Source organism: Brevundimonas sp. (genome assembly GCF_032107865.1).
Classification (GTDB): domain Bacteria; phylum Pseudomonadota; class Alphaproteobacteria; order Caulobacterales; family Caulobacteraceae; genus Brevundimonas.
In genome coordinates this window covers 1-11265 of the sequence record NZ_DAMCNG010000078.1, presented here as the reverse complement: position 1 = coordinate 11265, position 11265 = coordinate 1, and the positions used below count along the sequence as shown (strand labels likewise).

General features: G+C 65.2%; 11 protein-coding genes, 2 tRNA genes and 1 pseudogene. 3 read left to right on the top strand and 11 right to left on the bottom strand.

Annotated elements, in window-relative coordinates; translation table 11 throughout:
* Together RT567_RS08500 and RT567_RS08495 are read right to left on the bottom strand one after the other, a co-directional pair.
* Positions 1–1035 (bottom strand): annotated as a pseudogene (locus RT567_RS08500) (transcription-repair coupling factor); the annotation flags it as partial.
* Entirely contained in the window at positions 1035–1364 is a 330-nt protein-coding gene (locus RT567_RS08495) for a succinate dehydrogenase assembly factor 2 (RefSeq protein ID WP_313575748.1), read from the bottom strand. The gene RT567_RS08495 and the pseudogene RT567_RS08500, both read right to left, overlap by 1 nt.
* An 87-nt stretch (positions 1365–1451) precedes the next feature.
* Here RT567_RS08495 and recG point away from each other — a divergent pair, with 87 nt between their 5' ends.
* On the top strand, positions 1452–3542 hold the full coding sequence (gene recG / locus RT567_RS08490) for an ATP-dependent DNA helicase RecG (protein WP_313575750.1): 2091 nt from the start codon (positions 1452–1454) through the stop codon (positions 3540–3542).
* A 35-nt stretch (positions 3543–3577) separates the two neighbouring features.
* Here recG and RT567_RS08485 read toward each other — a convergent pair whose 3' ends face one another.
* The 3 genes from RT567_RS08485 to RT567_RS08475 all read right to left on the bottom strand — a co-directional run bounded on the left by RT567_RS08485 (position 3578) and on the right by RT567_RS08475 (position 6650).
* Positions 3578–4150: a DUF2497 domain-containing protein gene (locus RT567_RS08485; protein ID WP_313575747.1), complete on the bottom strand. Its 573-nt coding sequence runs from the start codon at positions 4148–4150 to the stop codon at positions 3578–3580.
* Positions 4151–4308: 158 nt separating this feature from the next.
* Positions 4309–5883: a TolC family outer membrane protein gene (locus RT567_RS08480; protein ID WP_313575745.1), complete on the bottom strand. Its 1575-nt coding sequence runs from the start codon at positions 5881–5883 to the stop codon at positions 4309–4311.
* Between the two features lie 137 nt (positions 5884–6020).
* Positions 6021–6650 carry a protein-L-isoaspartate O-methyltransferase gene (locus tag RT567_RS08475; protein WP_313575743.1) on the bottom strand — a complete coding sequence of 210 codons (630 nt, stop codon included), beginning with the start codon at positions 6648–6650 and terminating at the stop codon, positions 6021–6023.
* A gap of 131 nt (positions 6651–6781) precedes the next feature.
* Between RT567_RS08475 and RT567_RS08470 the strand changes: the two genes are divergently transcribed.
* A tRNA-Cys gene (locus RT567_RS08470) sits at positions 6782–6855 on the top strand.
* 54 nt (positions 6856–6909) lie between these two features.
* Here the strand turns inward: RT567_RS08470 and RT567_RS08465 are convergent.
* Entirely contained in the window at positions 6910–7719 is an 810-nt protein-coding gene (locus RT567_RS08465) for an RNA methyltransferase (protein WP_313575741.1), read from the bottom strand.
* A 111-nt stretch (positions 7720–7830) separates the two neighbouring features.
* Between RT567_RS08465 and RT567_RS08460 the strand changes: the two genes are divergently transcribed.
* Positions 7831–7905, top strand: a tRNA-Asn gene (locus RT567_RS08460).
* Here the strand turns inward: RT567_RS08460 and RT567_RS08455 are convergent.
* The 5 genes from RT567_RS08455 to RT567_RS08435 all read right to left on the bottom strand — a co-directional run.
* Positions 7891–9444, bottom strand: a complete 1554-nt coding sequence (locus RT567_RS08455) for a recombinase family protein (protein WP_223850731.1) — start codon at positions 9442–9444, stop codon at positions 7891–7893. The two genes, RT567_RS08460 and RT567_RS08455, sit on opposite strands and share 15 nt — an antisense overlap.
* A gap of 211 nt (positions 9445–9655) precedes the next feature.
* Complete coding sequence (locus RT567_RS08450) at positions 9656–9916, bottom strand: hypothetical protein (RefSeq protein ID WP_128116160.1); 261 nt, start codon at positions 9914–9916, stop codon at positions 9656–9658.
* Positions 9906–10244 carry a DUF736 domain-containing protein gene (locus RT567_RS08445; protein WP_003165138.1) on the bottom strand — a complete coding sequence of 113 codons (339 nt, stop codon included), beginning with the start codon at positions 10242–10244 and terminating at the stop codon, positions 9906–9908. The genes RT567_RS08450 and RT567_RS08445 overlap by 11 nt, the downstream gene beginning before the upstream one ends.
* 1 nt (position 10245) lies before the next feature.
* The gene (locus tag RT567_RS08440) at positions 10246–10461 is read right to left on the bottom strand and encodes a DUF2274 domain-containing protein (protein WP_003165139.1); all 216 of its coding nucleotides are present in this window, start codon (positions 10459–10461) and stop codon (positions 10246–10248) included.
* A 13-nt stretch (positions 10462–10474) separates the two neighbouring features.
* Positions 10475–11265: TrbI/VirB10 family protein (locus tag RT567_RS08435; protein ID WP_313575739.1), on the bottom strand; the 791-nt coding region annotated here is incomplete at its 5' end.

Here is an 11265-nt window from a genome sequence, read left to right as displayed (position 1 = left end):
GCCCGAACCGGCGGCCAGCGGCGACAGGCGGCGCACGGCGCGACCGGCCAGGGCGCTGTTCCAGTCGCCGTCGTCCAGATAGAGCCGCGCGGGCGGCAGGGCGCGGTAGGCCGCCCCGCCCTTGCCGCGCACCGCCTCCTTACGCGCCTCATAGGCGTCGACGGTCAGGCTCCAGCGCTCGCCGCGCGCTTGCTCCACCTGACTGTCCAGGAAGACTGGCACGGCGTCCGGCAGATAGTCGAACAGCGTATCCAGCCGGTCGTAGAACAGCGGCAGCCAGTGCTCGACGCCCTGACGACGCGCGGCGTACATGGGTTCGTCGCCCGGCGCGCCGAACAGGTTCAGATAGCCGCTGCGGAACCGCGAGATCGAATCTGCGTCCATCAGCACTTCGGACACCGGCGACAGAGAGACAGCCTTCAACTGGCGCGTCGAGCGCTGAGTCTCGGGGTCGAAGGCGCGGATCGATTCCAGCTCGGAGCCGAACATATCGAGGCGCACCGGCTCCTCGAATCCCGGCGGAAAGACATCGATCACCCCGCCCCGAATGGCGTACTCGCCGCGCTCCGACACGGTGGACGCGCGCACATAGCCGTTGGCCGCGACGTAGCGTTCGAGAGCGCCCGTATCGAGATCGGCGCCGACCTTGGCGGCGAAACCGGCGCCGGTCACGGCGCTACGCGGCGGCGTACGCTGGGCGGCGGCTGCGACGGTGGCGACCACCAGCAGCGGCGTCCTGTCCGCCGGATCGCGCGTGGCCAGCCGCGTCAGCGTCGCCATACGCTGCGCCGCAACGGAAGCCGTCGGGCTCAGCCGGTCATAGGGCAGGCAATCCCATGAGGGATACTCAAGAACTTCAACATCCTTGGCGAAGAACCGGAAAGCCTGGATGAAGTTGCCCGTGCGCTGATAGTCGCGCGCGACGAACAGGGCGATCCCGCCCTGAGCCTTGATCCGCTCGGCGACGATCAGGGCGTCCAGCCCTTCCGGCGCGCCGCCCAATTCCGCGTCGGTCCGCGCCAGCGCCGCGTCCATCAACCGATGCCCTTGGCCACTTCGGCGGCGACATGGGCGCGCATGAAGGCGCGGATGCGAGCCAGCATGGGCCCTTCGAACTCGGGCGGGGTCGGTTCGCGCTCGATGATCCAAGCGTAGAGGTACTGGTCCTCTTCATCCAGCAGGCGCTCGAACTCGGTCAATTCGTCGTCGTTCAGCGTCGGCGCGATCTGATCGGCGAAGGGCCCCAGCACCATGTCCGCCTCGCGGAAGCCCCGGCGCCAGGCGCGGAAGGCGATGCGGCCCAGGCGCGTCTTGCGGTCGTCAGAATTCAGGGCGTCCTCGGGACGTGCGTCGATATCGGCCACGCGGTTTCCTTGCCTGTCCGTTCACTTCGGTAAGAGGCCGATCAGATAGCGTTCCAGACGCCGCTTCGCCAGCTATGCTGTCCAATGATGAGGCCCGAGATTCTCTTTCCCCTGTTCGCCGACGTCTCCACGCTGAAAGGCGTGGGGCCGCGCAGCGCGCCTCTGGTGCAGAAGGTGGCGGGTCCGCTGGTGCGCGACGTGCTGTTTCTATCGCCCAGCGGCGTAATCCAGCGTCGCCGCACCACGGCAATGGAGGCCGTCGACGGCGAGATCGGCGTCTTCGAGGTGACGATCGACCGCCTGATCCCGCCGCACAAACACGGCGCGCCGATCAAGGTGCGCGCCATCGATGACACCGGCTTCATCCACCTAATCTGGTTCGCCGGATCGCCGCGCCATATCGAGAGCCTGGCTCCGCGCGGTTCGCGCCGTCTGGTGACGGGCAAGGTCGAGCGCTTCAACAGCGAAGTCCAGATCGCCCACCCCGACTACATCCTGCCGGTCGAGAAGGCGGACGAGATTCCACTGTCCGAGCCGGTCTATCCGGCGACGCAGGGACTGACCTCGCGCCAGATCCGCAAGCTGACGCAAGGCGCGCTGGCCCTCACCCCCGAACTACCGGAGTGGCAGGAGCCGAATTGGCTAGCGGCCCGGCGCTGGATCGGCTGGCGCCCGGCGCTGGAGGCCCTGCACGCCCCGGCGAACGAAACCGACCTGACGCCGGATACGCCGGTGCGCCAGCGTCTAGCCTATGACGAACTGTTCGCGCATCAGCTGGCTCTGGCGCGTCGTCGTCGCGCGCGCCAGGTCACGCCGGCCGTTCGCATCACGCCCGGCGAGGCCGCCGCCCGCCTGCTGGCCGCCCTGCCCTTCACTTTGACCGGTGCGCAGGAACAGGCCGTCACGGAAATCCGCGCCGATCTGACGTCCGGCGAACAGATGGGGCGGCTGCTTCAGGGCGACGTCGGATCGGGCAAGACCGCCGTCGCGGCCCTGGCCCTGGCCGATGCGGCCTCCAGCGGGTTCCAGGCCGCTCTGATGGCGCCGACCGAAATCCTGGCGCGCCAGCATTATGACAAGCTGTCGCCCCTGCTGGATCAGGCAGGGGTCCGCAGCCTGTTGCTAACCGGGCGCGACACGACGGCCGAACGGCGCGGCAAGCTGACGGCCCTCGCGTCTGGCGAGGTCCAGGTCGCCATCGGCACCCACGCCCTGTTCCAGGACGCGGTGCAGTTCAACCGGCTGGCCCTGGCCGTCATTGACGAGCAGCATCGCTTCGGCGTGCGCGAGCGTCAGCGATTGCAGGCCAAGGGCGATCCGGCTCTGGGCGGCGTCCATCTGCTGACCATGTCGGCGACGCCGATCCCGCGCACGCTGGAACTGACCCAGTATGGCGAACTGGAAGTCAGCCGCCTGATGGAGAAACCGCCCGGCCGCACGCCCGTGACCACGGCCGTTCTGCCGCTGGCGCGCATCGGCGAGGTGGCGAAACGGCTGAAGGCGGCGGTCGAGGCAGCCGCTCAGGCCTATTGGATCTGTCCTCTGGTGGCCGAATCAGAAGCCATCGACCTGGCCGCCGCCGAGGATCGGGCGAATGACCTGCGCAAATACCTGGGAACCGAGGTCGGCCTGGCCCACGGCCAGATGCCGGGCGCCGAGCGCGAAGCCGTGATGGCCGAGTTCGCGGCAGGCCGCCTGCCCGTCCTGGTCGCGACGACCGTGGTCGAGGTCGGCGTCGATGTGCCCAACGCCTCCATCATGGTGATCGAACACGCCGACCGCTTCGGCCTGGCCCAGCTTCACCAGTTGCGCGGGCGCGTGGGGCGCGGCGCCAAGGCCAGTGCCTGCATCCTGCTGTATGGCGGCGAGGATGGCGCGCTAGGCGAGACGGCGAAGGAACGGCTGGAGACCCTGCGCCGCACCGAGGACGGCTTCGTCATCGCCGAGGAAGACTTCCGCCTGCGCGGCGGCGGCGATCCGCTGGGCCTCAAGCAAAGCGGATTCCCGGCCTACCGCTTCGCTGATCCGATCCGCCATCGCTCGCTGCTGCTGGCGGCGGCGGACGACGCGCGTCTGCTGCTGGGCCGCGATCCCGAGCTGACTAGCGAACGCGGCCAGGCCGTGCGCCTGCTGGAAGCCCTGTTCGACTGGAAAAACGAACGCCCCACAGCGGACTGAGGGGCGTTGTAAAATTCTGCGATGTCCTGAAGCAATCAGCCTGCGTTGCGGGCGATGCGTTCGACTTCCTTGCGAACCTGCGCCTCAACGATGGTCGGCAGATTGGCGTCCAACCAGTCCTTCAACATCGGACGCAGCATCTCACGAACCATGGCTTCGACCGTGTTGCCGCTCATGAAGTTCATGTCGGCGGCCGAAGCGATCGGCGCAGGTTCAGGCTTCTGGAAGCTGGCGGCCAGGCCGGCGAAGGCCGAGGCGGCGCTGGCGGCGGCAGTCTCGCCGACCAGGGTTTCGACCTCTGCGACAGCGACAACGGGCTGCGGCGCGGCTGCAGCGGGCTCGGTCGGGAACGGCGCGGCGTCCGCCACATCCAGATCGCCGATGGCTTCGGCGGCCGGCGCCTCATAAGGCTCAGTCAGTTCCAGCACTTCGTCCTCGACCGGAGCGGGCTCCGGCTCGGCGACGACGGGTTCTGGCTCAGGCGCGGGCTCAGGAGCCGTTTCCGCCGCAGGGGCGGTTTCAGCCGGAGCGTCGTCTTCAGAGATAATCCGGCGGATCGACGCCAGAATCTCTTCCATCGTCGGTTCCTGGGCGGCTTGTTCGGTCATGTCGGAACCTCAACCTGGGCGCTCGAACGGGGACACTCGCCAACCGATGCGGACTAGGCAGGCGACGATGGGGACCGAGCTTTCAGACTCGCCTCCCCTTGAATCCTGTCGTCGCATCAACGCCCGTTGGAATCAACGGACGTTTTGTCGTTCAGTCTTCAGCCTTGGGGAGCAGTGCGAACGACTTCGCCCTTCAACTGGCGGTCGACCGGGGCGTCTTCGACATCGACGGCGGGCGTCGTGGCCGGGGCGGCGACACGGTCGAGGGCCTCGATCACGCCATCCCAAGGCAGGGCGCCGCGATTGCGCACCGCCCGATAGTTGTCGGACGGATCATAGGCCTCGATCGTCGGATCCAGGTTGGGACCGCCCAGACGGCCCATGGCCGCCAGAAGCTGAGCCTGGGCCACATACTCATTGCGACGGGCGCTGGTCAGGGCGACTTCCGCGCTGCGCAGTTCAAGCTCCTGGTTCAGCACGTCCAGGGTGGTGCGCAGGCCGACCTGAGCTTCCTGGCGCACGCCTTCAGCGGCGACCGAAGCGGCGCGCACCGCCTGTTCGCCCGCCTGAACGCTGGACCGCGCCGACGTGCTTTGGGCATAGGCCGAGCTGACCGATTGCAGAACCGTGCGACGTTCACCCTCGACATTGATCTGTGCGGCGTTGGCGCGTTCCAGAGCCTGGGCGACGCGCGAACGATTCAGGCCGCCCGTGAACAAGGGCACGGAGACGGTTGCGCCCGCCGTAAAGCTGGTGCGATCGCCAAGGTCGAAGCCCGACAGATCATTGGCCGTCCCGCCATAGGAGGCGTTCAACCGCGCCGAAGGCAGATATTCCGCTCGCGCGGCCGCCACATTGGCCTCGGCCGCGTGCTGGGCGTGAACGGCGGAAAGCACGCCGGGGTTCTCGGCAAGGCCGACGTCCATGGCGCTGTCGAAATCGGTCGGCAGACCCGGCAGCGTCGGCAGGGTTTGCAGGTTGGACGGCGCTTGTCCCACGACGGCGGCGTAGGCCGCGCGCGACACCGACAGTTGCGCCTGAGCGCCGGCCAGATCGGATTCGGACTGCGCCAGACGGGCTTCGGACTGAGCGACGTCGGTGCGGGTGATCTCGCCGACCTCGAATCGAGCGTTCGATTCGTCCAGTTGGCGGCGCAACACCTTCAGGTTCTCCTGACGGATGCGCAGGATTTCCAGATCGCGGTTAACATCGGCGTAGGCCTGAATGACCGTCACCATGACCTGCTGCTCGACCTGACGCAGGTTCTCGCGACCGGCCAGCACATTGGCTTCGGCCGCAGAGATGCCGTGCGACACGCGCCCAGCCGTCCAGATATTCTGCGTCAGACTGACGCTGGCGCTGGCGCCGTCGCTTTCGATCGTGCCGCCGCTTGTGCTGCTGCTGCCCGGCAGCGTGCCGGTGGCGTCGGGCACGCCATCGCCATTGGTGTCGATCGAGAACGACTGGCCAGGGATCGTCGTCGTCACACGATCCGTGCGCGTGCGACTGTAATCGACACCCGCCGAAGCGTTGACGGTCGGGCGCAGACCCGCGCGCGCCTGGACGATACTCTCGTCCAGAGCCCGTTGATTCGCCCGTTGCGCCAACAGGGTCGGATTGGTGCGGTAGGCTAGGCCGATGGCTTCCTGAAGCGACTCGGCGAAGACCGGCGTCGCCCCCATCGTCAATGCGACCAGTGCGACCGAAGCGAGCGCGCGCGAGCGTTTCAACATGAACCTGTCCCTGCCTGACGCCCCCATCCGGCGCGCCTGTAGTGCCTTGTATCCGCGTAGTTGGAGGCTAGGCCCGCCCGACGCCAGTTAAGTTTTTTTCACGCAGCGCGACGCCTCTTCCGTCGCCGCGAACGGCCTTAAAGCGCAAACGCCGGCGCCGGGACCATTTCCGACAGCAGCTCAGGCGCTGCATCGAACAGTTCGCGCCGCGAAACGCCTTCGCGACCCCGTACATAGAGGATCGCCGCGCCGCTGGCGCCGTCGCGCTCCACCACGGCCAGGCGGCCGCCCGGACGCAGAGCCGCAATCCACGATTCGGGGCGCTCGAGGACCGCGCCTTCGCTGATGATCAGGTCGTAACCCTCGCCCTGCGGCTGGCTCAACGGCGCCACGACGGTCTCGACCCCGGCCTCGCCCAGGGCGGCGCCGACCACGTCGAACACGGCGGCGTCCGATTCCTGAGCCGTCACCGACAGGCCCATGTGCGCCAGGACAGCAGCGGCGTACGGCGCGGCGATCGCCAGAGCCTTTTCACCGGCGCGGGCATCCAGCCCCTGCAGCAGCTTGGCCACGTCGCGCGGCAGCATCAGGCGGCGGTTCCCCGCAATTTCCGGCTCGACGTCAGCATAGGCCGAGAAGGCGCGGTCGGCGGCGCAGAATCGCTCGCGCTCCACAGCGCCGATAGCGGCGTGCAGTTGGCGGTCGGTGACGTCGTTCACGCGGACCTGCGAGTCCAGCATCACCTTGCGGGCGGCGGCGAAATCCATAATCCGAAGTCCTTCAGGTCGGCTCAGGCGAAGAAATGTGACGCGCTTATAGGTCCGTGCGTTGCAGCGGACAATCCGATCTGATAGCTGACGGCCCTCGCGATGGCGGGGCCCATGAAATACGGGGTCACGGCCTGATGGCGGAGTGGTGACGCAGAGGACTGCAAATCCTTGCACCCGGGTTCGATTCCCGGTCAGGCCTCCATCGCGATGAACATCGAGAAAGCCGCCCTTCGGGGCGGCTTTCTTGTTTTCTGACCTACCCGGCTCCCGCTGTCGTCAGATGATGCAGGGCGACGGCGCTGGTCGTCGCCACGTTCAGCGAATCGAATCCGCCCGCCATCCGGATGCCGACCGGACGACAGCGCGCGATCAGGTCTCGCGGCAGACCAGGCCCTTCGCTGCCCAACAGAAGGGCCGTGCGCCTGCTCGGCTTCAACTCCGCCAGCGCCTGGTCTGCAGAGGGCGTCAGGGCCAGAACCTCAAAGCCCCTGCCCTGCAACAGGTCGATCATCGCTTCGGCCTCCAGCCCCGTCGCCATGGGCGTCCGCAGCACGGCCCCGACCGAGACCCTGATCGCCTTGCGATAAAAGGGATCGCAACAGGTGCGATCCAGCAGCACCGCTCCGGCTCCAAAGGCGGCGGCGTTGCGGAACAGCCCGCCCATGTTGTCGTGATTGCCGATTCCACACGCCACGACCACCACGGCCCGTTCCGGCAGGCTGTCCAGCAGAGCGCCCGGCTCGACAGCCTCAGGCTTGCGCCCCAGGGCCAGAATGCCGCGATGCAGGTCGAACCCCGCCACAGCGTTCAACACCGATTGAGACGCCACATGAACCGGCACGTCGCCCGGCAGACGTTCCAGCGCCTCTCGCAAGCCCTCCAGACGCTTCTCGGCGATCAGAACGGACACCGGGGCGCAGCGCGACGCCTCGGACGCCAGTACGCGCAGCACCACCTCTCCCTCGGCGACAAACAGGCCCTGCCGCCCAGTCAGATCGCGCTCCTTCACATCGCGAAAGGCGGCGATGCGCGGATCATCAGGGTCGAGCACGGAGATCGGAGTCATGCGGAGCCTTGTAACGCACGGCTTTGCGAAAAAATTTGGCGATTTCTGCCTTTTACCCGTTGCATGAATCGAAAAGGCGCTGCTATACGCCGGCCTCCCCCGAGGGGATGTTCCGCGGTAGCTCAGTGGTAGAGCAGCCGACTGTTAATCGGCTGGTCGTAGGTTCGAATCCTACCCGCGGAGCCATTTCTCATTTTCGGGCAAATCGCCCGTTTTCTCCTTCTTTGAGAAGGTAGACTGGGCGATAGTTTCCGACAACAAATCAAATGGTTGGCGGAATTTTGCTGTAAGCTCTCCATGAGCCCACGAGCAGTTCGAAAGTACGAGATTCAGGACCCTTCGCTTCTCTGAAGCGGAGGCCTGCTCGAAGAGATCGTGCGCTTCCCGTCCGAGACGGATCAGCGCAATCCCGTTATCGATATACTCGTCATCAGCGCTATGGTGCCGCTCAATGTCCTTCAGGCAACGATCCCGCTCCTCGCGCCACACGATTTGCATCCGGCGATAGAAGTCGTCGGAGACCACCCCGTCGAGTTTGTCTTCGTACATCCGCTCGATGCGGGCCTGCAGCCGATCGGCCTCGCCGCGGAGCCGCTCGATTGCCGCCCTACGCTCCCGGGTTTCATCCTGAAGACTTTCGCGCAAGGCGCGTTGGATCAGTTCAAAAGCAGCATCATCGAATCGCAATTGCCGCAACAGGCCGGCGAATCGCTGCTCCAGGACCTCCTCGCGGACATACGGCTCGCCGCATTTTCCTTTGAAGCCCGTGCAGTGGTAATAAATGTATCGCTGCTTTTTGATCTCACCGACCATCGCGCAACCACAATGACCGCACGTCATCATGCCGGTGAACGGAAAGTCGTTTACGCTGGCGCGAATGTTGGCCGCCTTGCGCCCATCCAGGACATCCTGGACCGCGCCCCAAAGGTCCTCGGAAACCAACGGCGCGTGGGAGCCCTGATAGACCTTGTCCAGCCATTCGAAGGCGCCGGTATAAATTCGGTTCCGCAGGATCGTATGGACCGTGCTTACGCCTATGGGAGCGCCACTCTTCCGGTAGGTCAAGCCAGCCTGCCGAGCCTTCTTGGAGACCTCCTTTAGCGAGTACTGGCCTGTAGAATACCACTCATATAGGCGCTGAACGAGCGGACCGAGCGCCGGATCGATGGTGATGATCTTCTTACCGTTGGGACCTTCGACGTTCAGGTAGCCGATCGGTGCGACTGTCGGCCACAGGCCCTGTTCGGCCTTCTCCAACATGCCCTTTCGGGTTTCTTCCGACAGATTGTCGATATAGTTTTTCGCCATCAGCACCTTGATGCCGTGCATGAACTTTTCGGAAGAGCGGGAGTCCTGCGAGAGGACGACGCCCTCTTTTACGAAATGAATTTCGATGTCGAGGTCGTCGACCGTCACCCAGTCCTTGAGATTGCGATAGAGTCTGTCGGTCTTTTCGACCAGAAGCGTCCGAACTGTAGGGTGCCGGCGGACGTATTGCAGCATTTCGTTGAAGCTGGTGCGCCCGCTCTTCTTGGCGGTTTCAACGTCGACAAATTCCCGCGCCACCTGAATATCGTTGGCATCGGCGTAGTCTTTCATCAGCTTGGTTTGAGCCGGGATGGAAAATCCTTCCCGATCCTGCTCCTTCGATGAAACACGAGCATACATAACAGCCCGTCTTATCTCGATAACTGGTGCAGAACGCGCGACTTTCCGACTGGCCATATCTGTCTCCCGCTAAGGTCGCCGAGCAAAGGCGATAACGGCGCGGCAACGGCTCAATCCAGAAAAGAGCATCGACAACGCCGGACGCAGAATCCTAGCGAGCCGGGAGAACCAATCAAGCAAATAACTCGCAAAATTGCGAATGTTGCTATATATTTCAATTACATATGGAATTTTATTCCAACGCGACACCAAGGCAAGATCCGCCTCATCACTCCTTCTTGCGTGAATTTGGAATAGACCGTCCAGGCTTTGCTCTACGCTTCGAATCCCATTCGATGAGGATACGAAAGAAGTCCGTCAGATCGGCGAGCATCGCCCGCGCCTCGACTTCAGAAACTTCCCCTATCGACTGCTTCTGGAAGTGCGCTTGCGCGTCACGCGCGAGATCCGCGGAAAAGTGGCCGCCGCGCCGCGACGGACGAACGTCTTTCTCCGGAACGGACGACACAGATCGGCGGTCAGGGTTCATCGCCCCAATCCCGCATCCGATGCTGGCGGCTCCAGGCAAGCTCGGCGGTGGCGCCGTCCGGCGCTGGAAACAGGGTCGCACGCTTCGGCTCCGACCAGGGGTCGTTCAACCGAACGCGGAGATAGTCTCGCGGATTCTCTCCCCGCGACGTCGCCTTCCAGGCCTCGCCGACGCGCGACCAGCCGAGCATGACGACATAGTCCGGCGAGTTGTCGTTTCGGCGGTCGTCGTTTGGAACGAACCGGATTTTCCGGTCGATGAGAAGGGTTTCGATGCGGCCTTCCCAGCCGCCCTGCTTGGTCGGCTTGAACTTTCCTATGACGCCCATCTCAGCCTCCCTTCGCCTTCAGCGCCTTGGCGAACTCCCTGTCGCCGGCGAGGAAGGCCTCGAGCATCGCCGGGACAAGGTCCGCGATCTCGGCTTTATCGTCATAGGCCTCGCGATAGACGGCGGCGTAGTCGGACAGCGACCGATGAAGGTCCGGCGTGACGGTGACGGTGAGCTTGATCGGCGTCCGATCAGGCAGTTTGCCCAGCTTCAGCATGGGGTCTCTCCTCTCAGCGGTCCCACGGACGCAGCACGAGATCCTTGTGGACGATCACGCGCAGCGGAAATCCGGGGCGAATGGTGATGGTGGGTTGGACGTCGAGATTCCGGGTGACGATCTGTTGTCCGGCCTGGCTGCTGGACTGCTGCGTCGACTCGCGGACGGCCCGGACGAGGTCGCTCTCGCCGTCGACGGTCAGCTCCGTTCCGACCCCGAGCAGGGTGGAAAGCGCGACGCCCTTGAGGAGCCGCCATGTGTGGAAATCCACCTTGTCGGCGAGCCCGGCGTAGCCCGCAGCATCCGTCGCAGGGAGGTTGTCGAGTTGGATCGAAGCGCCGTCAGGCAGGATGATGCGCTGCCAGACCAGGAGCGCCCGGCTCTGACCAAAGGCCACGACGCTGTCATAGCTGCCTACCAGCCGCGCGCCTTGCGGGATAAGCAGGATGCGCCCCGTCGCGGAGTCGTAGACGTTCTCCGAGACCTGGGCGGTGACGAAGCCAGGAAGATCGGAGCGCAGACCCGTCATCAGGCTGGCCGCGATGACGCTGCCGGCCATGACCTGATACGGCGAAGCCGGCTCCTGAATGCGATGTGGGTTGATCGTCGAGGACGGCCCTTGCGCCACGAAATCGATCTTGCGCTGCTGGCCGTTCGGATCGCGTTGGGGATCGATGCCAGGCTGTCCCTCCCCTGCCCCGGCGGGCGCGACCGCCGTGGCCGTCCCCGTCTGGGCGACTTCGGCCGTGGCGGGTGCCTGACGCGGGAGCCGCACCATCACGCCGGACTCGCGCGCCTGACCCG

Coding starts and splice junctions, on each gene's coding strand:
- recG (WP_313575750.1), top strand. CDS start 1,452: ATGAGGCCCGAGATTCTCTTTCCCCTGTTCGCCGACGTCTCCACGCTG.
- RT567_RS08485 (WP_313575747.1), bottom strand. CDS start 4,150: ATGACCGAACAAGCCGCCCAGGAACCGACGATGGAAGAGATTCTGGCG.
- RT567_RS08480 (WP_313575745.1), bottom strand. CDS start 5,883: ATGTTGAAACGCTCGCGCGCGCTCGCTTCGGTCGCACTGGTCGCATTG.
- RT567_RS08475 (WP_313575743.1), bottom strand. CDS start 6,650: ATGGATTTCGCCGCCGCCCGCAAGGTGATGCTGGACTCGCAGGTCCGC.
- RT567_RS08465 (WP_313575741.1), bottom strand. CDS start 7,719: ATGACTCCGATCTCCGTGCTCGACCCTGATGATCCGCGCATCGCCGCC.
- RT567_RS08455 (WP_223850731.1), bottom strand. CDS start 9,444: ATGGCCAGTCGGAAAGTCGCGCGTTCTGCACCAGTTATCGAGATAAGA.
- RT567_RS08450 (WP_128116160.1), bottom strand. CDS start 9,916: ATGAACCCTGACCGCCGATCTGTGTCGTCCGTTCCGGAGAAAGACGTT.
- RT567_RS08445 (WP_003165138.1), bottom strand. CDS start 10,244: ATGGGCGTCATAGGAAAGTTCAAGCCGACCAAGCAGGGCGGCTGGGAA.
- RT567_RS08440 (WP_003165139.1), bottom strand. CDS start 10,461: ATGCTGAAGCTGGGCAAACTGCCTGATCGGACGCCGATCAAGCTCACC.